Origin of the sequence: Sphingomonas sp. PvP018, from assembly GCF_017876865.1 — a bacterium.
Classification (GTDB): Bacteria; Pseudomonadota; Alphaproteobacteria; order Sphingomonadales; family Sphingomonadaceae; genus Sphingomonas; species Sphingomonas aerolata.
Map to the genome: position 1 here is coordinate 1,376,631 of NZ_JAGIOU010000001.1, position 24,021 is coordinate 1,400,651.

The following is a 24,021-nucleotide window of genomic DNA, read 5'->3' on the forward strand; positions in this document are numbered from 1 at the left end:
CTCATTATATGGTGAGGATGGCGGATCCATCAATCGCCGGGCTACGTAATCGCCGAACCGCCCCCACACACGGTCCGGGACTCCGTCACACCATGCCGTCCTATCACGGGTGCGCCTATCGCTCTTGTATCGATCCGACCACCGCGCGAGAACGCGCCGCATGATCCTGCGCCTCCTCCTCGCCGCCAGCTGCACCGCGCTGCTCGCCATCCCCCCGGCCTCCGCGCAGCTGCCGCGCAAGGGCGAACCCGCGATCACCGCGCAGACGCAGCGTTCGGGGGGCGTGCTCACCCCCGAACAGACCGCGCTGCAGTTCGACCATGCCGATCTCGCCTTCGAGGTGCTGCCCGATGCGCAGCGGCTGAACGGCGTCGCGACGCTGCGCTTCACCGCGCGTGCGCCGATCGCGCGGCTGCCGATCGATCTCGACCGCAACCTGCCGGTGAGCGCCATCGCGATCGACGGCGTCGCGCTGCCCGCCTCCGCCTGGACCAATCCGGAGGGGCGGCTGACGATCACCCTGCCCCGGCCGGTGCCGGCGGGCGGGAAGGTGACCGCGACGATCACTTATGGCGGCACGCCGCATGTCGCGGTGAAGGCGCCGTGGGACGACGGCATGGTCTGGTCGAAGACCCCCGACGGGCGCACCTGGTTCGCGACGACGGCGGAGGGCTATGGCTGCGACCTGTTCTGGCCGTGCCTCGATTTCCCGACCGGCGAACCTGCGTTGGTCGATCTTCACATCACCGTGCCCAAGGGGCTGAAGGCGCCGTCGAACGGCGTGCTGGTCGGCGTCGACACGTTCGCCGACGGCCGCACCACCTGGAACTGGCGCGCCAAGCACCCCAACACCTACGGCATCGCGCTGAATGTCGGGCCGTATGAGGAGGTCCGCGGCACCTATAAGAGCCGCTTCGGCAACAGCATTCCGATGTTCTACTGGTATCTGCCCGGCGAGAAGCCGCAGGCGGAAAAGCTGTTCGCCGAATTCGCACCGACGCTCGACTTTTTCGAGAGCATGATCGGCCCCTACCCGTTCGGCGACGAGAAGCTGGGCGTCGTCGAGACCCCGCACAAGGGCATGGAGCACCAGACGATCAATGCGTACGGCAACGACTATGCCAAGGCGCCCGAGGGGTTCGACTGGCTGTTCCAGCACGAGTTCGCGCATGAATGGTTCGGCAATCAGCTGACCGCCGCCAACTGGGACGATTACTGGCTGCACGAGGGCTATGGCACCTATATGCAGCCGCTCTATGGCCAGTGGCGCGAGGGCCGCGCGCGCTATGCGACGATGCTGCAGGGTGAGCGCGGGGCGATCATGAACCGCATGCCGATGACCCAGCAGCGCATCACCACCGAGGAGGAGGTGTACGAGCTCGACAAGGGCGGTGCCGGGCAGGACATCTACAACAAGGGGTCGTGGATGCTGCACACGCTGCGCAACCTGATCGGCGACACCGCCTTTTTCGACGTGACGCGCCGCGCAGTCTATGGCCGCCCCGATCCGAAGCCCGGCAACTTCACCCCCCGCTTCGGCTCGACCAAGGAGTACGAGGCGATCGTCCGCCGCGTCACCGGCAAGGATTATGGCTGGTTCTTCGACGTGTACCTTCGCCAGGCGGCGCTGCCCGAGCTGATCGAGACACGTACCGGCACCACGCTGACGCTGGCGTGGAAGGTGCCGGGCAATGGCCGCTTCCCGCTGCCGGTCGAGGTGCAGGTCGACGGCAAGACGCGGACGCTGCCGATGACCACGGGTAACGCGACGCTCGCCGTGCCGAAGGGCGCGAATGTCGTGATCGACCCCGATGCGCTGGTCCTGCGCCGGAGCATCGCGCTCGAGGAGGTGGCCACGTGGAAATCCGCACAGGCAGCGAAGGCGAAACCGCAATGACCGATCCGTTCCCCCTTGAAGGCGGCGGCCCAGGAGCCACGAGCGTCGGCGCGCCTGACCCTGGGCTCCTGCGTGCGCAAAAGAACCTGTGGCCCGCCCGCGCCGCGGAGATGGCGGCGATCTTCATGGTCGGCGACGGGCTGCTCGGGCTGCTCCAGCCGCGGCGCCACGTCGATCTGTGGAAGGAGGACGCGCTCGGCACCGAGGCGCTGGTCCAGCCGTTCGTCGACCGCCCGGGCCGCCGCCGCCTCTATGCCGTCGTCCAGATCGCCGCGGGCCTCACACTCGCCGCCCGGCAACGCGCGCGCTGACGCGGCCGGCGACGAAGCCGGCGCGCGGTCTCAGGGGAGCGTGAAGCTGGTCGTCGTGATCCGGTGGAGCGTCGTCACGGGCCCGCGCGGCAGGCGGTGCTCTGTCATATCCTTGGCGGCGGCGGACAGCAGATAGCGGCCCTTCTCGACGAGCGGCGGTGTGATCGCACCCGCGCCATCGGTAACCAGCTCGGTCGAGACGCGCGTCGGCGAGATCAGCGTGACCTTCGCGCCCGCGACCGGCTTCCCCTCGCGCGTCAGGACGAAGCGCGTCCCGTTCGCGGTCGCGGGTGCGATCTCGAACGGCAATTTGGTGCGCGGATCGGCACGACCGGCGCGCGCATAATAGATGATGCCCTCGCGCTTGCCCGGATCACCCCAGGGCGCGAACACGTCGTCGTCCCAGACATGCACGTCACCCGCAGGCAGCTGCGCTTCGAGGAACCCGGCCTTGCGAACCAGCGCAGTCGCGGCGGGCGCGACGATTCGCGGGGCCTTCAGATTGGCAAATTCGGGATCGCCACCCGTGGGCATCGGTTCGGCGGGCTCGCCGAGATAGATCCGCGCGGGTCCTGCCCCGTCGCGCTCGACCCAGACCTCATGCGCATCCGCCGCGCCTGCTGCCATCAGCGCGAGCATCGCTGCGCCCATCCATGCCGTCTTCACATTCGCTCTCCCGCTTATTGGGTCGAAACCCGCTGAGGCGATGCTAATGCAAGTCACTCGCGGATACCACCCCAGCCGTCATCCTCGAAAGTCAGGATCCAGGGCCAACAGCGCTATTGCCTGCGACTCTGGGTCCCGGATCAAGTCCGGGATGACGAAGCCGGTGACGGATACGCCCCCTACGGCACGACCGTCGTGAACAGATAGGCGGCGAAGATCACGAGGTGGAGGACGCCCTGCAGCACGGTCGTGCGTCCGGTGCCGAGCGACAGCGTCGCCACGAACAGCGACAGTGCGAGCAGCGTCATCCCCTTGGCGTCGATCCCCAGCGCAAGCGGCAGGTCGAGCACGAGCGAGACGATCGCGACGCTCGGAATCGTCAGCCCGATCGTCGCCAGCGCGGAGCCCAATGCAAGATTGAGGCTGGTCTGCAACCGGTTGCGCCGCGCCGCCTTGTACGCGGCCAGGCTCTCGGGCGCGAGCACCAGCGCGGCGATCACGACCCCGACGACCGCGAGCGGCAGGCCCGCGCCGAGCACGGCGGCCTCGATCGTCGGTGACAGCGTCTTGGCAAGCAGGACGACCGACACCAGTGCGGCGAGCAGCATGCCGAACGCGATCCCCGTCGCGCGCTGCGATGGCGGGGCGGCGTGCGCGTGCGTCTCCATGTCGTCAGCCGAGGGCAGGAAATAGTCGCGATGCCGGACCGTCTGGACCAGCACGAACGTCCCGTAGAGCACCAGCGAGACGATCGCGACGAACACCAATTGCGACGGCGCATAGGTCGGCCCCGTCGTCGACGAGGTGTAGTTGGGCAGGATCAGCGACAGCACTGACATCGCCGCCAGCACGCCCAGCGCCGCGCTCATCCCCTTCAACGTGAAACGCTGTTCGTGATGCCGCACCGCGCCCGCGAGCAGGCAGAGCCCGATGATGAAGTTGAGGATGATCATGATCGCGGCGAACACCGTGTCGCGCGCGAGCGCCGCAGCGTCGCCGGCATCCGACAGCATCAGCGACACGATCAGCGACACCTCGATCACCGTCACCGCGATCGCCAGCACGAGCGTCCCGAACGGCTCGCCGACCTTGTGCGCGATGACCTCGGCATGGTGAACCGCGGCGAGCACGCTGGCGATCAGCACCACGATCGCCGCCGCCGTGCCGATCGACCCCATCTTGGCGAGGCCGAAGAGCACCGCGACGAGCCCCAGGCCGGGTGCGATCAGCGTCCAGACGGGCAATGCCAGCCGGTCCGGCATCGTCTCCACCACTGTTACCTTCGGTTGTCCGGCCACTTCGATCGTCATGCGGTCTCCCTCGTTGCACTAAGACAACGAATGCCCGACGCCCCGATAAGGGTCCGTCCCGCTGACGATCCACCGCCCGCGCGGCCGCGAACGCACGCCACGTCATCCTGACGAAAGTCAGGATCCAGAGCCCCAAACGTCGTGCCCCGCCACCCTGGATCCTGGGTCGAGCCCAAGATGACGGAGCGGGCCGTACAACCACCGCGCGCCCGAAACAAAAAAAGGGCGCCGATCGCTCGACGCCCCTCCCTCACCAGTGTCGCCGCGGATCAGGCCGCGTCGCCGGCCTTCTTCTTCTCGGCATAAACGCGGATCGGTTCCTTGCGGCCCTCGATCACATCCTTGTCGATCATCACCTCGTCGACGCCATCCATGCCGGGCAGGTCGAACATCGTGTCGAGCAGGATGCTCTCAAGGATCGAGCGAAGCCCGCGTGCACCGGTCTTGCGTTCGATGCCCTTCTTGGCGACCGAGACGAGTGCGTCGTCGGTGAAACCGAGCGCGACGTCCTCCATCTCGAACAGCTTCTGGTACTGCTTGACCAGCGCGTTCTTCGGCTCTTTCAGGATCTTCACCAGCGCGTCGACGTCGAGATCCTCGAGCGTCGCGATCACCGGCAGACGACCGACGAACTCGGGGATGAGCCCGAACTTCAACAGATCCTCAGGCTCGACCGACTTCAGCGTCTCGCCGGTCTTGCGCTCGTCCGGCCCGGCAACATACGCGCCGAAGCCGATCGACTTGCCCTGCAGACGATCGCCGATGATCTTCTCGAGACCCGAAAATGCACCGCCGCAGATGAACAGGATGTTCGTCGTGTCCACCTGCAGGAATTCCTGCTGCGGATGCTTGCGACCACCCTGGGGCGGAACGCTCGCGGTCGTGCCTTCCATCAACTTGAGCAGTGCCTGCTGCACGCCTTCACCCGACACGTCGCGCGTGATCGAGGGATTCTCGGCCTTACGGCTGATCTTGTCGATCTCATCGATATAGACGATCCCGCGCTGTGCCCGCTCGACATTATAGTCGGAAGCCTGGAGCAGCTTTAGGATGATGTTCTCGACATCCTCGCCGACATAGCCGGCTTCGGTCAGCGTCGTCGCATCGGCCATCGTGAACGGCACGTCGAGGATGCGGGCGAGCGTTTGTGCGAGCAGCGTCTTGCCGCAACCGGTCGGCCCGACGAGCAGGATGTTCGACTTGGACAGCTCGACATCGGCACCCTTGGCGCCGTGGTTAAGCCGCTTGTAGTGATTGTGCACCGCCACCGACAGGACGCGCTTGGCGCGCTTCTGACCGATCACATAATCGTCGAGGACGTCGCAAATCTCCTGCGGAGTCGGCACGCCGCCGTCCTTCTTGGACACCAGCGCCGACTTCGTTTCCTCACGGATGATGTCGTTGCATAGCTCGACGCACTCGTCGCAGATGAAGACCGTCGGCCCGGCGATCAGCTTGCGCACCTCGTGCTGCGACTTGCCGCAGAACGAGCAATAGAGGGTGCTCTTCGAGTCGCCACCGCTCAGCTTCGTCATTCAATCACCTCTCGCGCATGTCGGTGCGCGTGCCGTTTCCGGGGCGGTCATCGTAACGCACCCCGGATATCCTACAATCAAATAAACCCGCTAGGCTTACGATTCGCCTTATGCAGGCTTCGCCGCGTCGTCCGCGGGGGCGGGACGCTTGTCGAAAACCTCGTCGACCAGACCGAAATCCTTCGCCTCGTTCGCTTCGAGGAAGGTGTCGCGGTCCATCCGGCGTTCGATTTCCTCGATCGGCTGACCGGTGTATTGCGAATAGAGCTCGTTCATCCGCTTGCGAATGCGCAGGATCTCGCGCGCCTGGATTTCGATGTCGCTCGCCATGCCCTGTGCACCGCCCGATGGCTGATGGATCATGATCCGTGCGTTGGTCATCGCGACGCGCATGCCGGGCTCACCGCTCGCGAGCAGGAAGCTGCCCATCGAGGCGGCCTGGCCGATGCACACCGTGCCGACGCGCGGACGGATATACCGCATCGTGTCATGGATCGCCATGCCCGCCGTGACGACACCGCCCGGCGAGTTGATGTACATGAAGATGTCCTTCTTCGGGTTCTCGGACTCGAGGAAGAGGAGCTGCGCGGTGATCAGCGAGGCCATGCCGTCCTCGACGCCACCGGTCACGAAGATGATGCGCTCGCGGAGCAGGCGCGAGAAGATGTCGAACGAGCGCTCACCGCGGTTCGACTGCTCGATAACGATGGGAACAAGGCCTGCTTGCGTCTGCTGCAGGCCGAGCCCGGCGCTGGCCAACGGGCTCGCGAAATCGCCGGTCTCGAACGGATTGTGCATGGAAATCTCTCTTATGCCCCAGTGAACCGCCAACATCGGCGCTCGCACGGGGGAGTTCAAGCCCTGCTACCCGTCAGGAGAACCACCTACCCCCTGCCCCTTCCGAGAGCGGGAGTCAGACGCCAGGCGCGGGGTAGGCCAGATAGGCCAGCCGCCGTACCTCGCGGCGGCCGCGGACGACGGTGTCGAGGATCAGCCCGGTAAAGACGTTCAGCGCGGCGAAGATGCCGAGCCCGGTGATCAGGATCGCGGTCGGGAAGCGCGGCACCTGGTGGATTTCGAGATAGGTCAGCACCAGCGGAATGCCGAGCAACAGCGCGAGCAGCGCGAACGCTCCGCCGATCGCGCCGAAGAACCACAAGGGCCGCTCGATCCGGTACAGCGTCATGATCGTCCGCAGGATCCGCCAGCCGTCGCCGTACGTGCTCAGCTTCGATTCGGACCCCTCGGGGCGCGCGAAATAGGGCGTCTCGACCTCGCCGATCGGCATCTTGAGTTCGAGCGCGTGGACGCTGATCTCGGTCTCGATTTCGAACCCCGCCGACAGCGACGGAAAGCTCTTCACGAACCGCCGCGAGAAGACGCGGTAGCCCGACAGGATGTCGGTGAAGCTCCGCCCGAACAGCCGCGCGAGCATGCCCGTGAGCAGCGCGTTGCCGAACCGGTGCCCGCGACGATAGCTTTCCTGGACCTGGCTGATCCGCGATCCGACGACCATGTCGAGCTGCTCGTCGAGCACGCGCGCGACCAAAGCCGGCGCGGATGCCGCGTCATAGGTCGCGTCGCCGTCCGCCATGACGTAGATATCGGCATCGATGTCCGCAAACATCCGCCGGACGACCGCGCCCTTGCCCTGGATCCGTTCGGTCCGGACGACGGCACCGGCTGCACGGGCGACCGCGACCGTGCGGTCGGCGCTGTTGTTGTCGTAGACGTAGATCGCGGCGCCGGGCAGCGCGGCGCGGAACCCCGCCACCGTCTGCGCGATCGCGGCCTCTTCGTTGTAGCAGGGCAGCAGGACGGCGATTCTCGGTTCGGTCATGCCCTGCCCTGTACAGTCGAAGACGGCGTAACGATCAACGCGTCTTCCAATCAACGCAAATCCCCGGCGGCGGCAGGGGCCCAGTTGGGGAAGGTCCATAACGAAGCTTTGCGCGCCGTCACAGCAACCTTTCCAACTGGACCCCGGCCTCCGCCGGGGAAGTGGCCCGAAAACGGGGGAGTGCCTCAGCGACGAGGCACTCCGATCGGCTTACGCCTCGGTCTTGGTCGCAGTCTTCTTGGCGCGCGGCTTCTTGGCCGGCGCGTCGGCAGCTTCGGTGCCCTCGGCATTTTCAGCCGCGACCGGCGACGATTCCATTACCGCCGTCTCGGCCTCGACCGGAGCCGCCTTCTTCTTGGCGGGAGCCTTCTTGGCAGGCTTGGCCTCGTCCGCGGCGTCCGAAGCGGGCGCCTCGTCCGTCACCGCTGCGTCATCGGCAGGTGCTGCCTTCTTCTTGGCGGCAGCCTTCTTCTTCGGCTTGTGGTTGTCGTGGTCATGCACGTGCGTGCCGCTGGCGAAACCGTCCTCGCTCTCGATCGCAGCTTCCAGCTCCTCGCGGGTGGCTTCGCGGTCGGTGATCTCGGCCTTCTCGAACAGGAAGTCGACGACCTTGTCCTCGTACAGCGGGGCGCGCAGCTGGGCAGCGGCCATCGGCTCGGACTGGACATACTGCATGAACTGCTGACGCTGCTCGGCGGGATACTGCTGCGCAGCCTGGGCCAGCAGACGCTGCATTTCCTGGTTGGAAACCTCGACGCCGTTCGCCTGGCCGATCTCGGACAGGAGCAGGCCGAGGCGCACGCGACGCTCGGCGATCTTGCGGTAATCGTCGCGCTCGCCTTCCATCTCGGCCATCGCGGCCTCGGGATCGGCTTCGTGCGTGGCTTCGTGCTGGAGCTGCGACCAGATCTGGTTGAACTCGGCTTCCACCATCGACGGCGGAACCTCGAAGTCATGACCCTCGGCGAGCTGGTCGAGCAGCTTGCGCTTCATGTGCGTGCGCGTGAGCCCGTTATGCTCCTGCTCGATCTGACCCTTGAGCAGGCCCGAAAGCTGCTCGAGGCTCTCGAGACCCAGAGACTTGGCCAGATCCTCGTCGATCTTGCTCTCGCCCGCGGTCTTGACCGACTTGACGGTGATGTCGAACGTCGCTGGCTGACCCGCGAGCGACTTCTCCTGATACTCCTCGGGGAAGGTCACGTTCAGCACCTTCTCCTCGCCGGTCTTCACGCCGACGAGCTGATCCTCGAAACCGGGGATCAGACGCCCTGCACCGAGCTCGACGCCCATGTCGGTGCCGGTGCCGCCGTCGAACGCGACGCCATCGGCGGTCTTGCCGACGAAATCGACGGTGACGAGATCGCCCATCGCCGCGACGTAATCGTCAGCGGCGTCGTCCCACTTCTTCTGCTGGTCGGCGAACTTCTGGAGCTGCTCGGTGACCGCCTCGTCGGCGACGGGCACGGTCAGCCGCTCGAGCTTCAGGCCGTCGATCGCGGGTGCGGGGACCTGCGGCAGGACCTCCATCTCGACCTTGACGACCGCGTCCTTGCCGAGGTCATAGCCGTCTTCCAGCTCGACCGAAGGCTGCATCGCGGGACGCAGCTGCTTTTCAGCAACGAGGTTCTGCACGCCTTCCTGGATCGCGGCGTTCAGCGCGTCCTGCGTCAGCGCGGGGCCGTGCATCTTGCGGATGAGGTTTGCCGGCACCTTGCCCGGACGGAAGCCCGGCATCTTCATCTGCGGCGCGAGGCGCTTCAGCTCGACATCGACCTTCGAATCGATATCCTTCGCAGTGATGGTGAGGGTGTAGGCGCGCTTGAGGCCCTCGTTCAACGTCTCGACAGTCTGCATGTCCGGCCTTTGTCTAAAAGAGCATTCGGGAAAAATTCATCTGGCGGTCGCCCCGCCAGTGCGGCGGAGTGGTGCGGGCGAAGGGACTCGAACCCCCACATCTTGCGATGGCAGGACCTAAACCTGCTGCGTCTACCAGTTCCGCCACGCCCGCACAGGACATCGCCGTAGCGGGCGCGTCTATACCAACGTTGTATCCCGGGGCAAGCACGCAAGGTAAAGTCGGTGGGCAACTCGATACGATCGTGCGCGTTGATGCGGAAGAAGGAGAGAGCATCATGGCTACCCAACCCCCAGCAGAGTTCCCGACGCCCTCGTCGCCTGCCGAGCCGACGACGCCGCCGCCGGAGTTCAATCCACCCGCGCCGGACATCGACGTTCCCGATCCGGGCGCGCCCTCGACCGATCCTGCCCCCATCCAGCCAGAGTTCTGATCATGGCCGATCCCCATGCGGGCACCAATCCCGAAACCCGCCCCGAGGACCGTGACGCGGACACGCGCAGCGACATCGAGCAGGCGGTGCAGTCGCGCTCCGACGCGGTCGAACGCGGTGAAGGCGGCGACGAGCCCGAGACGTTCACCAGGACGGGCATGCCCGACGGCGTCGGCGGCACCGGCGGCGTGATCAAGAACCAGGATTCGGACGCGCAATAAGCCGCGCCGGTCAGCAACCATAAATACGGGGGTGGATAGCACAGGCTGTCCACCCCCTTCTTGCAGGAACCGCCCATTTCCACGCCCGCCAGCACCCCGCTTTTCGGGCTGCTCCCCGACTTGGCCCAGCATCAGACGCTGTACGTGGCACTCGGGGTCGCGGTGCTGGTCTTCGTCCTTGCGCAGCGGATCCCGATCCTGCGGACGGTCGTCAATCTCGTCATGACGCTGGCGCTGGTCGGCCTGCTCTTCGTCGCGATCGGCCAGCGCAGCCAGTTCGATCCCTATCTCGGCAAGATCGCCAAACTGCTGCGGATCGAGGACCAGACGGTCGTCGGTGGCGAGGTGCGGATCCGCATGTCGCCCGACGGCCATTTCTGGGCGCGGGCGCGGATCGACGGGGTCGAGCGCCGGTTGCTGATCGACAGCGGTGCGACGATCACCGCGATTTCGACCAAGACGGCCGATGCCGCCGGCATCGATGCGCGGACGAGCGTGGTGCCGATCGTCCTCCAGACCGCCAATGGTGCGATTCCCGCGCAGTCGGGCCGGATCGGCGAACTGAAGCTCGGCGCGATCGTCGCGCGCGACCTTCAGGTGGTGGTGTCGCCGGCGTTCGGCGACACCAATGTGCTGGGGATGAACTTCCTGTCGCGACTCGCATCGTGGCGGGTCGAGGAGAATGTGCTGATCCTGGTGCCGCACCATCCGCAGAAGGTGGCGGCTTAGCGCTTCCGACCTGAGAGCTTCCACCCCGGCGAAGGCCGGGGTCCAGTTGGGAGGCCGGGGTAACGGGACGCAGCGCCTGATCAGCAACGTCCCCTAACTGGACCCCGGCCTTCGCCGGGGTGGTGAGGTTCTGGGCACCAGCCCCCTGATCGTTCCCCCGCAAAGGCGGGGGCCCAGAATTCCAGCAGCGCTGCGCTCCGTCACTCTGGGCTCCCGCCTTCGCGGAGGAACAGGGCTTACGGCGCCACCGACTCCCCGAGCGCGCTCTTCAGCACCTCGTTCACCACCGCAGGGTTCGCCTTGCCCCCCATCGCCTTCATCGTCTGGCCGACGAAGAACCCGAACAGCTTGTCCTTGCCGCCGCGGTAATCCGCGACCTTGTCCGCGTTCGCTGCCATAACCTCGGCGATGACCTTCTCGATCGCGCCGGTGTCGCTGGTCTGCTTCAGCCCGCGATCCTCGACGACCTTGGCCGCGCCGTCGCCGGTCTCGAGCATCACCTCGAACACCTGCTTGGCAAGGCTGCCCGACAGCGTGCCGTCGGCGATCAGCCCGAGCAGTTCGGCTGCCTGCGCCGGCGACACCGGCGAGTTGGAAATATCCTTGCCCGTCCGGTTGAGCGCACCGAACAGCTCCGACGTCGTCCAGTTCGCGGCCGCCGCCGGCTTCACGCCCGCATCGAGCAGCGCATCGAACCAGCGCGCCGCCTCGACCTCGGCGGTAAGCACGGTCGCCTGATAGGCGGTGATGCCGAGCGCCTCATAGCGCGCGCGCTTCGCGTCGGGCAGTTCGGGCAGCGACGCACGGCATTCCTCGAGGAACGCATCGTCGAGCACGAGCGGCAACAGGTCGGGATCGGGGAAGTAGCGGTAATCATGCGCGTCTTCCTTCGACCGCATCGACCGCGTCTCGTTGCGATCGGGGTCGTAGAGCCGCGTTTCCTGGACGATCTTGCCACCGGCCTCGAGCACCTCGACCTGGCGCCTGGCCTCCTGCTCGACCACCGCCATCACGAAGCGCACCGAATTAACGTTCTTCGTCTCGGTCCGCGTGCCGAGCTCGTCGCCGGGCTTGCGCACGCTGACATTGACGTCGGCGCGCATCGAGCCCTCTTCCATGTTGCCGTCGCACGATCCGACATAGCGCAGGATCGACCGTAACTTGCGCAGATACGCGCCCGTCTCCGCCGGCGATGCGAGATCGGGCTTCGACACGATCTCCATCAGCGCGACGCCCGAGCGGTTGAGGTCGACATAGGACTGGGTCGGATGCTGGTCGTGCATCAGCTTGCCCGCATCCTGCTCGACATGGATGCGCTCGACGCCGATCCGCTTGCCCGCGGCATCGGGGTTCTTCTCGTCGAGGCTGATGTCGATCGCGCCTTCGCCGACGATCGGATGATAGAGCTGGCTGATCTGATAGCCCTGCGGCAGATCGGCGTAGAAATAGTTCTTCCGGTCGAACCGCGACCATTTGTTGATCTGCGCCTCGATCGCCATGCCGGTGCGGACCGCCTGGCGGATGCACTCGCGGTTCGGCACCGGCAGCATGCCGGGCATCGCCGCGTCGACGAGGCTGACCTGCGTGTTGGGCTCAGCCCCGAACGCAGTCGCCGCGCCCGAGAACAGCTTGGCGTTCGACGTCACCTGCGCATGGACTTCGAGGCCGATCACGACCTCCCACTCGCCCGTGTCGCCCTGAATGCGATAGTCGCTCATATCCGGTTCCGATGATGAATATAGTTGATCGCGGTCAGTGCCGCGTTGCTGCCAAGCAGGCCGACCACCCAGCACGCCGAAAGAATACGCAGGATCGCGCCCTCGAAACCGAGCACCAGCGCCTCGTGATGCGCGGCCGCGGCGGCACCGCCGGCCAGCACCAGGAACACCGCGCCCAGCCGGTAATCGCCGCGCAAAATCACGCTGTTGCCGACGCACAGGCACAGGATGAACACCGCGAGCCCGAGAAAGAAGCGTGCGAGTACGGCGTGATCGAACGGCCGGTTGTCGATCTCGGTCAGCGACACGCCGACATAGGCGCTGAGGATCGCCCCGAACGCAACGTTGAGCGCGTTCTGCGCCTCGCGCAGCACGGCGACGTTGCGCGTGACGAAGGCGCGATCGGTTACCACCACGCCTCGGGCCGGGCGGTGAACCCCGCCCGCTGTTCGATCGCGAGGCCTGCGTTCAGCACGCCCTGCTCGTCGAGCGGCTTGCCGATGATCTGCAAGCCCAGCGGCAGACCCTGCTTGTCGAGACCGCCCGGCACCGACATCGCGGGCAGACCCGCGAGCGATGACGGCACGGTGAAGACGTCGTTCAGATACATTGCGATCGGATCGGACGACTTTTCACCAAGCGCGAACGCCGCCGATGGGGCGGTCGGGGTGAGCAGGACGTCGCACGTCTCCCACGCCTTTTCGAAATCGCGCGCGATCAGCGTCCGGATCTTCTGCGCCTGCGTATAGTACGCGTCGTAGTAGCCGGCCGACAGCACATAGGTGCCGATCATGATGCGGCGCTTCACCTCGGGACCGAAGCCGTCGGCGCGGGTCGCGGCGTACATGTCCTGCAGCCCCGAGCCCGCGGGCAGGTCGCGGATGCCGTAGCGCACGCCGTCATAGCGCGCGAGGTTCGACGACGCCTCGGCTGGCGCGATGATGTAATAGGCGGGCAACGCATATTTGGTGTGCGGGAGCGAAACCTCGACGATCGTCGCGCCGGCGTCCTTCAGCCAGTCGATGCCCTTCTGCCAGAGCGCTTCGATCTCCTCGGGCATGCCGTCGACGCGGTATTCCTTGGGGATACCGACGCGCAGGCCGGCGAGGCTGGCCGACAGACCCGCTTCCCATTTCGGCACGTCGAGCTGGAGCGAGGTGCCGTCCTTCGCATCGAACCCGGCCATCGCCTCGAGCAGGATCGCGCAGTCGCGGACGTCACGCGCCATCGGCCCCGCCTGGTCAAGCGACGAGGCGAACGCGATCGTCCCCCAGCGCGAGCAGCGGCCATAGGTCGGCTTGATGCCGCTGATGCCGGTGAAGGCGGCGGGCTGGCGGATCGAGCCGCCGGTGTCGGTGCCGGTCGCGCCGGGGCACAGCCGCGCGGCGACCGCCGACGAGGAGCCACCCGACGACCCGCCGGGTGCGAGCGCGGCGTTGCCGCCGTCGTTGCGCTTCCAGGGTGAGATCACGTTACCGAACGCGGAGGTCTCGTTCGACGACCCCATCGCGAACTGGTCCATGTTCAGCTTGCCGAGCATCCCCGCGCCCGCATCCCACAGATTCTGCGAGACGGTCGACTCATAGGTCGGCGTGAAGCCTTCGAGGATATGGCTCGCCGCGGTCGTCGTGACGCCCTTGGTGCAGAACAGGTCCTTCATGCCGATCGGCACGCCGGCCAGCGGCTTGAGCGTCTCGCCGGCGGCGCGTGCGGTATCGGCGGCGGTGGCGGCGGCGATCGCATGGTCGGGCGTCTCGACCAGGAACGCGTTGAGCGCCTTTGCCTGGCTCACCTTGACGATGAACGCATCGGCGACGTCGCGCGCCGAAAAGCTGCCGTCGCGCACGCCGTCGCGGATGCCGGCGATGCCGAGATCGGTAAGGTCGGTCATTATTCGATCACCTTGGGCACGGCGAAGAAGCCGTGTTCAGCTACGGGCGCGTTTGCCAGCACCTGCTCGCGGATATTGCCGCCGGTCAGCGGATCGGCGTTGACGACGTCGTCGCGCAGCCGCAGCGTGTTGGGGATGACGGCGGTCATCGGCTCGACGCCGGTCGTATCGACCTCGCCCAGCATCTCGATCCAGCCAAGGATGTTTCCGAGTTCGGGCGCGATACGCGCGGCGTCCTCGTCGGTGATCGCGATGCGCGCAAGGCTCGCGATCCGCTTCACGGTTGCAGTATCTACGGACATGGCGCTCGGCTAGCACCGCGCGGCGCGAGCGCGCAACACCCTTCGTGTTCCCCCGCGGAAACGCACCCGTTGCAACCGCGCCGCGCATGCGGCACGGGGACGCCACCGCCTGCACGGAAGGTCCCGCTTGGCCCGCAAGTTTCTCTATTTCGTTACCGCGATGATCGTCCTCGCGATCGCCGCGCTGCTCGCCTATCGCCTGTACGGGACCGAGCTGATGCGGATCGCGATGGTCCCGAGCGAGACGTTCCAGGCGCAGCGCAAGGCGCCGGCGAACATCTATGCGCGCAAGATCCTGTGGCTCGCGCGTCCGGATCGTCCCGGTAACCCCGCGCTCTGGACACCGGAAGGCTATGCACCCGGCACCCCGGGAACGGGCGCGGCGATCTTCTTCATCCACCCGACCTCGTACATCAGCCGCGACCACTGGAACGCGCCGATCGACGACCCCGAGACCAATGCCCGTGCCGAACTGTTCCTGCGCGGCCAGGCGAGCGCGTTCAACGGCGCGGGCGACATCTGGGCGCCGCGCTATCGCCAGGCGACCTTCGGCGCGTTCCTGACCAGCGAGGCCGACAGCGAACGCGCGCTCGCGCTCGCCTATGGCGACGTCACGGCCGCGTTCGACCGGTTCCTCAAGGAAGCCGGCCCGACCCGCCCGATCATCCTCGCCGGACACAGCCAGGGCGCGCTCCACCTCACCCGGCTGCTGCGCGACCGGATCGCGACCGACCCGAAGCTGAAGGCGCGGATCGTCGCCGCCTATGTCGTCGGTTGGCCGGTCTCGCGCGTCACCGACCTGCCGCGGATGGGCCTGGCCGAATGCCGCACCGCCGACCAGACCGGCTGCATCCTGTCGTGGGAAAGCTTTTCCGAGCCCGCCGATCCGTCGCTGGTCGTCGAGACCTATGACCGGACCACCGGGTTCGACGGGCAACCGCGCAAGGCCACGCCGATGGTCTGCACCAACCCGCTGACCGGCACCGCCGATGCGAGCGCGCCCGCGACCGCCAATCTCGGCACGCTGGTCCCGTCCGCCGACCTGTCGAGCGCGACGCTGTCGGTCGGCAACGTGCCCGCGCGCTGCGGCGACCGGGGTATCCTGCTGATCGGTGAGGGCCCCGATCTCGGGCCCTACGTGCTCCCCGGGAACAACTACCACGTGTACGACTATCCGCTGTTCTGGGCGAATGTGCGCGCGGACGCCAACCGCCGTCTTGCGGCGTTCACGCGATGATCACGCTTTCCCCCGCGCAGTTTCGCGATGCGCTCCCGAATGGCGGGCGGCTGATCGGTCTCGACGTCGGCACCAAGACGATCGGCACCGCGCTGTGCGATGCCGGCTGGTCGTTCGCGAGCCCAGCTTTGCTGATCCGCCGCACCAAGTTCCAGAAGGACAAGGCCGCGCTCTCCGAGATCATCACCGCGCAGAAGGTCGTCGGGCTCGTCATCGGCCTGCCGATCAACCTCGACGGCAGCGAAAGCCCGCGCTCGCAATCGACGCGGGCGTTCGCGCAGAATCTGAAGGACATGGGGCTGCCGATCCTGCTCCAGGACGAACGCTGGTCGACCGTCGCGGTCACGCGCACGCTGATCGAACAGGACGCCAGCCGCGCCAAGCGCGCCGAGCTGGTCGACAAGATGGCGGCGGCGTACATCCTCCAGGGCGCGATCGACGCGCTGGTGACCGCGCAGATCTAACGGACGACGCGGTAGAGTGTCGACGTGCCGTTCGTCCACACGACGCGCAAGTCCGCGGCCTGCGCAGCCCCCGGTGGATACCCGATCGTCCAGACATGCGTTAACGCCGCGCGCGGGAAGCCGGCGATCGCTGCGCTGAAGTTGGACCCGATATCGGAACATTGGGCAGGAAAAACGCTCTGACTCGGATCGGCGAGATAGGGGGCGGCGGCCTGATGCCGGATGCTCAGCAGTTGCTGGCCCTCGATCACCCACTGAACGTTGGTGAAGACGTCGCGCCGGACGATCGCCAGCCCGGGCAGGTGATCGCGCCGCAGATCGGTCCATGCGCCAAAACAGGGCCGTGCGACCAGCGACAAAACCGCCGCGCCGCGCGGGATTGCAGCAATGGCGGAAAGCTCGCTCTGCTGCTCGGCAGAGCGCTCGACAAAGCTCAATGTCGTGCCGCCCAGTCGGACAACGACAAACAGCACCGCCAGCCACGCGGTCGTTCGTGTCGTCTTCCCGGTCACCGGCGGCGCGATCGCGATCAGCGCGAGCATCGCCATGGCGGGCGCGATCCGCATGTCGACATAGGCGCCCCCCATCAGCAACCTTGGCAACACGACGAACGCCGCCAGACACGCCAGCGCAGGCCAGCCGAGAATTTGCGAAAACCGCCAGTCATGGCTGCGCGCCGCGGCATAAAGGACGAGGACAGGCGGGATCAGCGACAGAAGGTCGAACGCCTGCCACCGGTCCCTGAAGATCGACAGGATCCACCCGACCTTGGCAGGCATGTTGAACCAGTCCGACGCACCGAGCCCGGCTTCCCCGTGCCCGGACCCAAGCCCCGCTTGGAAGGCCATGATACCCAGCGGCCCCGCGAGCGGCAGGCACTGGGTGATGGTCCCGCCGAGCGCTGCGCCCCAGCCCCTTCCCGCCGCCCGCAACCGCGCGAGTTCGGCGGCCGCCGCCATCAACCCGAACATCCCCCAGCCGAAGCTGTGCGCCACCCACAGCACGGGCGCGATCGCGGCGAATGCCACCGCGCGCACCGCAGACCGCCCCTCACGCCCCCAGCGGATCCACACGGCCAGCGCGCAAAAGGCCAGCGCCTGCGACAGCGCGAAATTGACGAACCCGAACTGGAACGGCCAGGCATAAACGAGCGGCACCACAAGGATCGCGGTCGGCGGCACGCGCCCGTGCGCCTCGCGCGCGGTCCATAACAGGCCGATGACCGTCACCACCGGAATCGCGATCACCGCCAGCTTCGTCGCGGGCTCGAATCCGATGATACGGGCGAGCGCGGGCACCAGCAGATCCATCCCCAGATTGGGGATCAGTGCCCAGTGAAACGTATAATAGCGCGTTAAATCGGGCGAATCCCTCAGCGCCATCGCGATGTGCCACCGCCCCATATGCCCCGGCAGATCGCCCAGCGGCGGCAGCGCGGGCCACAACAACGGCACCGCCGCCGCGACGACGAGCGCGACCAGAAACCAGCCCCGCTCCCACCACGGTGCACGCTGCGCGATCACGCTAGTCTTGTCATCCGTGCATACCATCCGCCCCTGATCGCAGGCCGCCCCTAAAACCCGGTTAACCACCCCGCGTCGAGCGACGAACCTTGCCCCCGCCGCCGCAGCCCACTACCCAGCGCGCTTGATGCAACGTTCAGATCACCGCCCCGCCACCCTCATCGAGGGCGGCGCCGTCTTCCCGCACCGGCACCTGACCGGCATCGACGGGCTCCAGCCGCACGAGATCGCGTTCCTGCTCGACGAGGCCGAAACCTGGGTCGAGGCGAACCGCACCCATGCGACGCCCGACAAGCGGCTCGCCGGGCTCACGCAGATCAACGCGTTCTTCGAGAACAGCACGCGCACGCTTCTGTCGTTCGAGATCGCGGGCAAGCGGCTCGGCGCCGACGTCGTCAACATGCACGCCGCGCAGTCGAGCGTGAAGAAGGGCGAGACGCTGATCGACACCGCGATGACGCTGAACGCGATGCGCGCCGACGTCATCGTCATCCGCCACATGGCGAGCGGTGCGGTGCGGCTGATCGCCGACAAGGTCGACTGCCCCGTCCTGAACGCAGGCGACGGCCGCCACGAACATCCGACCCAGGCGCTGCTCGACGCGCTGACGATCCGCCGCCGGCGCGGATCGATCGCGGGGCAGCGCGTCGTGATCTGCGGCGACGTGCTGCACAGCCGCGTCGCACGCTCGAACATCCTCGCACTCACCGCGCTCGCCGCCGAGGTCCGCGTCTGCGCGCCCTCGACGCTGATGCCCGCGGCAATCCACAAGATGGGGGTCACCCCGTTCACCGATTTCGATGCCGCGCTGGAGGGCGCCGACGTGGTCATGATGCTGCGCCTGCAGAACGAGCGGATGGACGGCGCATACGTGCCCTCCACGCGCGAATACCGGATGCGCTACGGCCTGACGCTCGAACGGCTCGCGCGTGCGGCGCCCGATGCGCTGGTGATGCACCCCGGGCCGATGAACCGCGGCGTCGAGATCGATTCGGCGGTCGCCGACCATGCCCGCTCGGCGATCACCGAACAGGTCGAGATGGGCGTGGCGGTCCGCATGGCGTGCCTCGACGTGCTGACCCGCCGCGCGCGCGGCGTGGAGGGCTGGGCATGACCCTCGCGCTCACCAATGCAACACTCGTCTGCCCGGTCGGCGGCGTTACCAAGGGCAATCTCCTGATCCGCGACGGCGTCGTCGTCGCGACCGGGCTGGTCGAGATACCCGCCGATGCGCAGACGATCGACTGCGCGGGCAAGACGCTCGCCCCCGGCATCGTCGATCTGGGCGTGGCGAAGATCGACCGGGCCGCGTTCCGCGCGGGCGGCATCGTCCGCGTCGGGCTGATGCCCGACCAGTCGCCCGTGCTCGACGATCCCGGCATCGTCCAGCGCGCCGCGCTGATCGGCAAGCCCGACCTGTGGATCCACCCGATCGCCGCCGCGACTCAGGCGCTGGCCGGTCATGACCTTGCCGAGATGGCAGTCTGCCTGTCGGCGGGCGCGCGCGCGGTCGGCACCGGCAAGGGCTGGATCGCCGACAGCGGCGTCATGCACCGCGTGCTCGCCTATGCGCGCGACCTCGACATCGCGGTCGTCACGCATGCCGAGGACGGCGGACTGACCGCGGGCGCCGTCGCGACCGCCGGCGAGACCGCGACCCGGCTCGGCCTGCCCGCCGCCCCCGCGATCGCCGAGGCGCTCGCGATCGCCCGCGACCTGATGCTGGCCGAGGACACCGGTGCGCGGCTTCACATCCGCCAGGTGACGACCGCCGCGGGCTTCGACCTGATCCGTGCCGCCAAGCGTCGTGGCGTGGCAGTGACCTGCGGCATCACGCCCGCGCATCTCCATCTGTCCGACATCGCGGTCAGTGATTTCCGCAGCTTCGCGCATCTCTCGCCGCCGCTCAGGAGTGAATCGGATCGCCAGGCGGCGCTGGCGGCGGTCGCCGACGGCACGATCGACGTGATCTGCTCCGCGCATGATCCGCGCGGGCCCGAGGAAAAGCGCCTGCCCTTCGCCGATTCGAGCGCGGGGATGGCGGGAGCCGAGACGCTGCTGCCGCTCGCGCTGATGCTGGTGCGCGACGAACGGGTCGCGCTGTCGCGGCTGTTCGCGCTGCTGAGCCGCAACCCGGCCGCGGTGCTCGGGCTCGACACCGGCACGCTCGAGGTCGGCAAGCCCGCCGATCTGCTGCTGTTCGACGATCAGGCGCCGTGGCAGATCACCGGCGACGCGTTCGCCGCCAGCGCGAACAACACGCCGTTCGACGGCCTGCCGGTGCAGGGCAAGGTACTGCGCGTCTGGAAAGGCGGCCGCGAGATCTGACGGGCATCGTGCGTCGGAGCCCGCCTGTCATTCAGCGGGTCGCGACCTCGACGCCGCCGCCGCGCAGCCACTGCGCCATCTGGTCGCCGGCCCCCTGGCGGACGAAGCATGCGCCGCCGGTCGCGCGGTAGCGCCGGCAGACCTGATTGGCCTCGTCGCGGCCGAACCCGCCAACCGAAAGGCGGTAATAGGCCTCGCCATTCGTCCTGAACGCCATGCCGTTGGGCTGGCGGCCGGAGAAGCCGTCGAAGCGACGCGTCGCCTGGCTCCAGGCGGCCTTGGCGATGCCGGCATTGTCATAGGCGCCGATCTGGACATACCAGTCGCCCGTCCCCGCCGGGATCGCGCGCACGCCGCGTTGCGCACGCGCGGCGAGCACAGCGCCCTCGCTGCGGCTGGCGAGCATCGTCGGCATGCCGCCGGGCAGCGCCTGAACGACCTCGCGCGGCGCGGCGAAGGTGATCCTCGACGGGGCCAGAGCCGATCCCGCTTCGGCCAGTGCGACGGGACGCGCGCTGCGTTCGACCGCGGCCAGCGCCTCGATCGGCGAGACCGTCGGCATGAGCGGTGCGCGGTTGAGCGCGAGTGCGGCGGGCTGGCCGGCATCGGCGATCGCGCGCACGCCGAGCAGGCCGGCGACCTGATCATACGACGTCGTCGGTTGTGCGAAACGGGCCCATTGTTCGAGCCTCGCATCGACCTCGGTCGGCGCGAGGTCGGCGGCGGCGACGACGCGCGCGGCCTGCCACTGGCCCGCCAGCGCGAGCGCGAGCGCCAGGTTCTGCCGGGCCTTCGCATTGCTTTCCGATGACCGCGCGACCTCGGTCAGGAGCCCGATCGCGCCGCCGGCATCGCCCGCCAGCGCCAGCGCGAGGCCACGATCGCTCGGCGGTATGATCGACGCGTTGCGTTCGAGCGTCTGCCGCGCGCCCTGCGTGTCGCCACCAGCAATCTGCGTCAGCGCCAGGTTGAGGGCCGCCTTCCCGTCCGCCGGCGACAGCGCCAGAACGTCGGCAAACCCCTGCCGCGCCGATGTGAACCGCCCCGCCTGGAGATAGCCCTGTGCGAGCAGCAGCCGATAGGCCGCCGATTGCGGCATCATCGCCACCGCCGACTCGGCGAAATAGACCGCGGCGCCGCCATCGTGCCGGGCCAGCGCGACCTCTGCACGGTGCGCGTTCACCGCGCCCGCCTTGGCCTCGAGATCGGCGTTGCGATCGCTCGCCGAGGCGAGGCCGCGGCCGGTCTCGCCCGCACTGCACCCGACCATCGTGCCGCCCAAAACAAGGGCCGACAGCCCCATCGAAAGAAGGATTCGCGTCGTCATCGGCTATGATCCCACCGGTTCATTTCGGGGCCCTGGTCACGGGAAGCTGCGCAACGAGCGCGTCGACCTCGGGCAGATTTTGAAGAAAGGCATCGAGCGCGAGCGTCACGAGGTGCTGCGACGAATGCCGCGTCATCGCGCTCGCGAGTCGCAGCCGGACATGACGATCGCTGTCGAGGCGGAGCGTGAAGGCGGCCTTGCCGGTGCGCGTTCTGGCTGCGCTCTCGCGCGCGATCCGGCGTGCGGTCGCAACCGTCACCGACGCCATAGGAGCGGCATCATCCTCGACGGGTTCGGCCGTGGCGGTACCCAGCGCGAGCGGCCGCATCGCCGGGCGGACGCTGCCCTTGCGCGCCAGCAGCGACGCCGACAGCGAGCCCAGCGGCTTCGGCACGTCGGCCGATTCGGGATGCGGCGGAACGGGCGGGCGGGCGGGTATCGCGCTCATCCGACCACCCGCCGGCCGAAGCCCGGCGCGGGCCCGCGCTGCCCGAACCCCGCGCCTGCGTTCGGCACGCTGAACACCGTGCGCCGGAAATTCTTTTCGAGGCGGTCGGTGACATAGGTCCAGAGCGCTTCGATCTCCGCCGCGGACTTGCCCTTGGGATCGACCTCCATGACCGTGCGGCCGTCGATCATCGAGGCGGCGAAATCGGTGCGCTGGTGGATCGTCATCGGCGCGACGGTGCCGTGCTGAGAGAGCGCGACGATCGCCTCGGCCGTGATCCGCGCCTTGGGGGTCGCGGCATTGACGACGAAGATCAGCGGCTTGCCCGCACGATCGCACAGATCGACGGTCGCGCCGACCGCGCGCAGGTCATGCGGGCTCGGCCGGGTCGGGACGACGATCAGCTCGGCGATCTGGATCACCGTCTGGATCGCGACCGTGATCGACGGCGGCGTGTCGATCACCGCGAGCTTGAACCCCTGCTGGCGAAGGATTTCGAGATCGGCGGCGAGCCGCGCGACCGTGGTCTGCGCCAGCGCCGGAGCCTCCGCCTCGCGCTCGTTCCACCAGTCGGTCAGCGACGCTTGCGGATCGATATCGATCAGCACGACCGGCCCCTGCCCGGCGCGCTCCGCCTGGACCGCGAGATGCCCGGACAGAGTCGTCTTTCCCGACCCGCCTTTCTGCGATGCCATCGCCAGAACGCGCATAAGCCCCCTTACGTCTCGTCAACCAAGGCCCGCGATGCCATGCCAGCGGATAAGAAGCGGTTAACGCGTGGTTCCCACGCCGTTACGTCGACGTGCCGCGCCCCCGCACCCGACCGGCGCACGGCTTAACCCGATCTTTGCCTTCGCCGGGCTATCGCGACATGACGATCATCATTTGGCTTTAACGAGGTATTCGATGCGCAACCTGATTCTGGGCGCGGCGGCGACGGTAGCGGCGCTGGGCGCGGTGCCGGCCGCGGCGGACGTGAAGGCCGGCGTCGATGCCTGGAGCCGCGGCGACTATGCGACCGCGATCGACCAGTGGCGTCCGCTCGCGATCGCGGGCGACGCCGATGCGCAGTTCAATCTCGCCCAGGCCTATAAGCTCGGCCGCGGCGTCACGCTCGACCCCGCGCTCGCCGAAAGCTGGTTCCGCAAGGCGGCGCTGCAGGGTCATGTCCAAGCGCAGGACAATTACGGCCTCGCGCTGTTCCAGGCCAACAAGAAGGCGGACGCGCTGCCCTGGCTCGAAAAGTCGGTGGCGCGCGGCGAACCGCGGACGCAGCTCGTGCTCGGGACGATGTTGTTCAACGGCGACGCGGTCCCCCGCGATTATCCGCGCGCCTATGCGCTGATGTCGCGCGCGAGCACGTCGGGATTGCAGTCGGCCTCGCAGACGCTGGCGCAGATGGACCAGTATATCTCCCCCGAAGACCGCCAGCGCGGCACGGCGCTCGCCGAGCGCTATGCCGCGCAGGAAAAAATTGCGCGGTCGGGCCTGTCGCCCGCGTCGCCGCCGCCGATCTCGGCCACTGGCCCTGCCAGGCCCGCTCCCCAGCCCGCTCCCCGGCCGGTGACGCCGGTCGCGCGCACCACGGTCCCCGCCTCATCCGTGTCCCCCGCGCCGGTGCCCCCGCGCGCTGCGCCGGAGCGTGCTGCCTCGCAAGCCGCGACCAGACCCGCACCGGTCACCCCGCCCCGGCTCGCGTCCGCGCCCAAGCCGGCGCCGAAGCCCGTGCCGAAGCCAGCAGCGAAGCCGGTGGCCGGGTCGGGGAAATGGCGGATCCAGCTTGGAGCGTTCCGCGATCGCGGCAATGCCGAGACGCTGTGGGGCAAGGTCAAGGGCAGGCTGGGCGGCGCGCAGCCCAGCTATGTCGCGGCGGGACCGGTGACGCGGCTGCAGGCGGGCGGATTCGCCAGCCGGGCGGACGCGACGCGCGCCTGCGCCGCGTCAGGCCAGCCCTGCGTCATCGTCGCCCCCTGACGCATCCCGACA

24 protein-coding genes and 1 tRNA gene are annotated in these 24,021 nt (G+C 67.8%); 10 read left to right on the forward strand and 15 right to left on the reverse strand.

The genetic code is table 11. From position 1 onward, the window contains the following. The first annotated feature begins 160 nt into the window (after positions 1–160). Positions 161–1,897 carry a M1 family metallopeptidase gene (locus J3A66_RS05820; protein ID WP_209567712.1) on the forward strand — a complete coding sequence of 579 codons (1,737 nt, stop codon included), beginning with the start codon at positions 161–163 and terminating at the stop codon, positions 1,895–1,897. After that, entirely contained in the window at positions 1,894–2,208 is a 315-nt protein-coding gene (locus J3A66_RS19215; RefSeq protein ID WP_245336710.1) for a hypothetical protein, read from the forward strand. Before J3A66_RS05820 ends, J3A66_RS19215 begins: the two co-directional genes overlap by 4 nt. Before the next feature lie 30 nt (positions 2,209–2,238). Here J3A66_RS19215 and J3A66_RS05830 read toward each other — a convergent pair whose 3' ends face one another. From J3A66_RS05830 to J3A66_RS05860, 7 genes are all read right to left on the reverse strand, one after another. Beyond that, complete coding sequence (locus J3A66_RS05830; protein ID WP_348634000.1) at positions 2,239–2,874, reverse strand: DUF4198 domain-containing protein; 636 nt, start codon at positions 2,872–2,874, stop codon at positions 2,239–2,241. 179 nt (positions 2,875–3,053) lie between these two features. Next, positions 3,054–4,184 (reverse strand): ionic transporter y4hA, encoded by a 1,131-nt coding sequence (locus tag J3A66_RS05835; RefSeq protein WP_209567714.1) that lies wholly within the window; start codon positions 4,182–4,184, stop codon positions 3,054–3,056. A gap of 269 nt (positions 4,185–4,453) precedes the next feature. Further along, positions 4,454–5,719: an ATP-dependent Clp protease ATP-binding subunit ClpX gene (gene clpX / locus J3A66_RS05840; RefSeq protein WP_031396414.1), complete on the reverse strand. Its 1,266-nt coding sequence runs from the start codon at positions 5,717–5,719 to the stop codon at positions 4,454–4,456. A 108-nt stretch (positions 5,720–5,827) separates the two neighbouring features. Then, on the reverse strand, positions 5,828–6,517 hold the full coding sequence (locus J3A66_RS05845; RefSeq protein WP_031396413.1) for an ATP-dependent Clp protease proteolytic subunit: 690 nt from the start codon (positions 6,515–6,517) through the stop codon (positions 5,828–5,830). Between the two features lie 115 nt (positions 6,518–6,632). Continuing rightward, on the reverse strand, positions 6,633–7,559 hold the full coding sequence (locus J3A66_RS05850; protein WP_209567716.1) for a glycosyltransferase family 2 protein: 927 nt from the start codon (positions 7,557–7,559) through the stop codon (positions 6,633–6,635). A 210-nt stretch (positions 7,560–7,769) separates the two neighbouring features. Further along, positions 7,770–9,413 (reverse strand): trigger factor, encoded by a 1,644-nt coding sequence (tig, locus tag J3A66_RS05855; protein WP_209567718.1) that lies wholly within the window; start codon positions 9,411–9,413, stop codon positions 7,770–7,772. A gap of 69 nt (positions 9,414–9,482) precedes the next feature. Next, positions 9,483–9,567 (reverse strand) — tRNA-Leu (locus J3A66_RS05860). 124 nt (positions 9,568–9,691) lie between these two features. Between J3A66_RS05860 and J3A66_RS05865 the strand changes: the two genes are divergently transcribed. From J3A66_RS05865 to J3A66_RS05875, 3 genes are all read left to right on the forward strand, one after another. Further along, complete coding sequence (locus J3A66_RS05865) at positions 9,692–9,847, forward strand: hypothetical protein (RefSeq protein WP_166747620.1); 156 nt, start codon at positions 9,692–9,694, stop codon at positions 9,845–9,847. A gap of 2 nt (positions 9,848–9,849) precedes the next feature. Continuing rightward, complete coding sequence (locus tag J3A66_RS05870) at positions 9,850–10,068, forward strand: hypothetical protein (protein ID WP_209567720.1); 219 nt, start codon at positions 9,850–9,852, stop codon at positions 10,066–10,068. Positions 10,069–10,188: 120 nt separating this feature from the next. Beyond that, complete coding sequence (locus J3A66_RS05875) at positions 10,189–10,797, forward strand: TIGR02281 family clan AA aspartic protease (RefSeq protein WP_031396409.1); 609 nt, start codon at positions 10,189–10,191, stop codon at positions 10,795–10,797. Between the two features lie 236 nt (positions 10,798–11,033). Here J3A66_RS05875 and gatB read toward each other — a convergent pair whose 3' ends face one another. The 4 genes from gatB to gatC are packed head-to-tail and all read right to left on the reverse strand — an operon-like array spanning position 11,034 to position 14,708. Further along, on the reverse strand, positions 11,034–12,515 hold the full coding sequence (gatB, locus tag J3A66_RS05880) for an Asp-tRNA(Asn)/Glu-tRNA(Gln) amidotransferase subunit GatB (protein WP_209567721.1): 1,482 nt from the start codon (positions 12,513–12,515) through the stop codon (positions 11,034–11,036). After that, positions 12,512–12,928: a hypothetical protein gene (locus J3A66_RS05885; RefSeq protein ID WP_235188237.1), complete on the reverse strand. Its 417-nt coding sequence runs from the start codon at positions 12,926–12,928 to the stop codon at positions 12,512–12,514. The genes gatB and J3A66_RS05885 overlap by 4 nt, the downstream gene beginning before the upstream one ends. Next, positions 12,922–14,406, reverse strand: a complete 1,485-nt coding sequence (gene gatA, locus J3A66_RS05890) for an Asp-tRNA(Asn)/Glu-tRNA(Gln) amidotransferase subunit GatA (protein ID WP_159511168.1) — start codon at positions 14,404–14,406, stop codon at positions 12,922–12,924. Before gatA ends, J3A66_RS05885 begins: the two co-directional genes overlap by 7 nt. Then, complete coding sequence (gene gatC / locus J3A66_RS05895; RefSeq protein ID WP_031438976.1) at positions 14,406–14,708, reverse strand: Asp-tRNA(Asn)/Glu-tRNA(Gln) amidotransferase subunit GatC; 303 nt, start codon at positions 14,706–14,708, stop codon at positions 14,406–14,408. Before gatC ends, gatA begins: the two co-directional genes overlap by 1 nt. A gap of 127 nt (positions 14,709–14,835) precedes the next feature. Between gatC and J3A66_RS05900 the strand changes: the two genes are divergently transcribed. Both J3A66_RS05900 and ruvX read left to right on the forward strand, forming a co-directional pair. Next, positions 14,836–15,945 (forward strand): DUF3089 domain-containing protein, encoded by a 1,110-nt coding sequence (locus J3A66_RS05900; protein ID WP_209567722.1) that lies wholly within the window; start codon positions 14,836–14,838, stop codon positions 15,943–15,945. Continuing rightward, complete coding sequence (ruvX, locus tag J3A66_RS05905) at positions 15,942–16,409, forward strand: Holliday junction resolvase RuvX (RefSeq protein ID WP_159511170.1); 468 nt, start codon at positions 15,942–15,944, stop codon at positions 16,407–16,409. Before J3A66_RS05900 ends, ruvX begins: the two co-directional genes overlap by 4 nt. Here the strand turns inward: ruvX and J3A66_RS05910 are convergent. Continuing rightward, positions 16,406–17,932, reverse strand: coding sequence for a hypothetical protein (locus J3A66_RS05910; RefSeq protein WP_209567723.1), 1,527 nt, complete (start codon positions 17,930–17,932; stop codon positions 16,406–16,408). The two genes, ruvX and J3A66_RS05910, sit on opposite strands and share 4 nt — an antisense overlap. A gap of 127 nt (positions 17,933–18,059) precedes the next feature. On the opposite strand from J3A66_RS05910, the gene J3A66_RS05915 reads away from it, so the two are divergent. Continuing rightward, the gene (locus J3A66_RS05915) at positions 18,060–19,046 is read left to right on the forward strand and encodes an aspartate carbamoyltransferase catalytic subunit (protein WP_056680280.1); all 987 of its coding nucleotides are present in this window, start codon (positions 18,060–18,062) and stop codon (positions 19,044–19,046) included. Next, a complete protein-coding gene (locus J3A66_RS05920; RefSeq protein ID WP_209567724.1) occupies positions 19,043–20,260 on the forward strand; it encodes an amidohydrolase family protein in 1,218 nt (405 codons plus the stop codon). The genes J3A66_RS05915 and J3A66_RS05920 overlap by 4 nt, the downstream gene beginning before the upstream one ends. Positions 20,261–20,291: 31 nt before the next feature. On the opposite strand, the gene J3A66_RS05925 is transcribed toward J3A66_RS05920, so the two are convergent. Genes J3A66_RS05925 through J3A66_RS05935 form a run of 3 tightly spaced genes read right to left on the reverse strand, consistent with a single transcriptional unit; the run spans position 20,292 to position 22,745 of the window. After that, a complete protein-coding gene (locus J3A66_RS05925; RefSeq protein WP_209567725.1) occupies positions 20,292–21,587 on the reverse strand; it encodes an SPOR domain-containing protein in 1,296 nt (431 codons plus the stop codon). 19 nt (positions 21,588–21,606) lie between these two features. Continuing rightward, on the reverse strand, positions 21,607–22,035 hold the full coding sequence (locus tag J3A66_RS05930; protein WP_209567726.1) for a hypothetical protein: 429 nt from the start codon (positions 22,033–22,035) through the stop codon (positions 21,607–21,609). Further along, complete coding sequence (locus J3A66_RS05935) at positions 22,032–22,745, reverse strand: ParA family protein (RefSeq protein ID WP_031441008.1); 714 nt, start codon at positions 22,743–22,745, stop codon at positions 22,032–22,034. The genes J3A66_RS05930 and J3A66_RS05935 overlap by 4 nt, the downstream gene beginning before the upstream one ends. 196 nt (positions 22,746–22,941) lie before the next feature. Here J3A66_RS05935 and J3A66_RS05940 point away from each other — a divergent pair, with 196 nt between their 5' ends. Further along, positions 22,942–24,009, forward strand: a complete 1,068-nt coding sequence (locus J3A66_RS05940; RefSeq protein ID WP_056405462.1) for an SPOR domain-containing protein — start codon at positions 22,942–22,944, stop codon at positions 24,007–24,009. Positions 24,010–24,021: the final 12 nt, after the last annotated feature.

Excerpts from the sequence above, each read along its gene's own strand:
- J3A66_RS05835 (WP_209567714.1), bottom strand. The coding sequence starts at position 4,184 with ATGACGATCGAAGTGGCCGGACAACCGAAGGTAACAGTGGTGGAGACG.
- J3A66_RS05865 (WP_166747620.1), top strand. The coding sequence starts at position 9,692 with ATGGCTACCCAACCCCCAGCAGAGTTCCCGACGCCCTCGTCGCCTGCC.
- J3A66_RS05850 (WP_209567716.1), bottom strand. The coding sequence starts at position 7,559 with ATGACCGAACCGAGAATCGCCGTCCTGCTGCCCTGCTACAACGAAGAG.
- gatB (WP_209567721.1), bottom strand. The coding sequence starts at position 12,515 with ATGAGCGACTATCGCATTCAGGGCGACACGGGCGAGTGGGAGGTCGTG.
- J3A66_RS05920 (WP_209567724.1), top strand. The coding sequence starts at position 19,043 with ATGACCCTCGCGCTCACCAATGCAACACTCGTCTGCCCGGTCGGCGGC.
- J3A66_RS05930 (WP_209567726.1), bottom strand. The coding sequence starts at position 22,035 with ATGAGCGCGATACCCGCCCGCCCGCCCGTTCCGCCGCATCCCGAATCG.
- gatC (WP_031438976.1), bottom strand. The coding sequence starts at position 14,708 with ATGTCCGTAGATACTGCAACCGTGAAGCGGATCGCGAGCCTTGCGCGC.
- clpX (WP_031396414.1), bottom strand. The coding sequence starts at position 5,719 with ATGACGAAGCTGAGCGGTGGCGACTCGAAGAGCACCCTCTATTGCTCG.
- J3A66_RS05915 (WP_056680280.1), top strand. The coding sequence starts at position 18,060 with ATGCAACGTTCAGATCACCGCCCCGCCACCCTCATCGAGGGCGGCGCC.
- tig (WP_209567718.1), bottom strand. The coding sequence starts at position 9,413 with ATGCAGACTGTCGAGACGTTGAACGAGGGCCTCAAGCGCGCCTACACC.
- J3A66_RS19215 (WP_245336710.1), top strand. The coding sequence starts at position 1,894 with ATGACCGATCCGTTCCCCCTTGAAGGCGGCGGCCCAGGAGCCACGAGC.
- J3A66_RS05940 (WP_056405462.1), top strand. The coding sequence starts at position 22,942 with ATGCGCAACCTGATTCTGGGCGCGGCGGCGACGGTAGCGGCGCTGGGC.
- gatA (WP_159511168.1), bottom strand. The coding sequence starts at position 14,406 with ATGACCGACCTTACCGATCTCGGCATCGCCGGCATCCGCGACGGCGTG.
- J3A66_RS05925 (WP_209567725.1), bottom strand. The coding sequence starts at position 21,587 with ATGACGACGCGAATCCTTCTTTCGATGGGGCTGTCGGCCCTTGTTTTG.
- ruvX (WP_159511170.1), top strand. The coding sequence starts at position 15,942 with ATGATCACGCTTTCCCCCGCGCAGTTTCGCGATGCGCTCCCGAATGGC.
- J3A66_RS05935 (WP_031441008.1), bottom strand. The coding sequence starts at position 22,745 with ATGCGCGTTCTGGCGATGGCATCGCAGAAAGGCGGGTCGGGAAAGACG.
- J3A66_RS05870 (WP_209567720.1), top strand. The coding sequence starts at position 9,850 with ATGGCCGATCCCCATGCGGGCACCAATCCCGAAACCCGCCCCGAGGAC.
- J3A66_RS05820 (WP_209567712.1), top strand. The coding sequence starts at position 161 with ATGATCCTGCGCCTCCTCCTCGCCGCCAGCTGCACCGCGCTGCTCGCC.
- J3A66_RS05845 (WP_031396413.1), bottom strand. The coding sequence starts at position 6,517 with ATGCACAATCCGTTCGAGACCGGCGATTTCGCGAGCCCGTTGGCCAGC.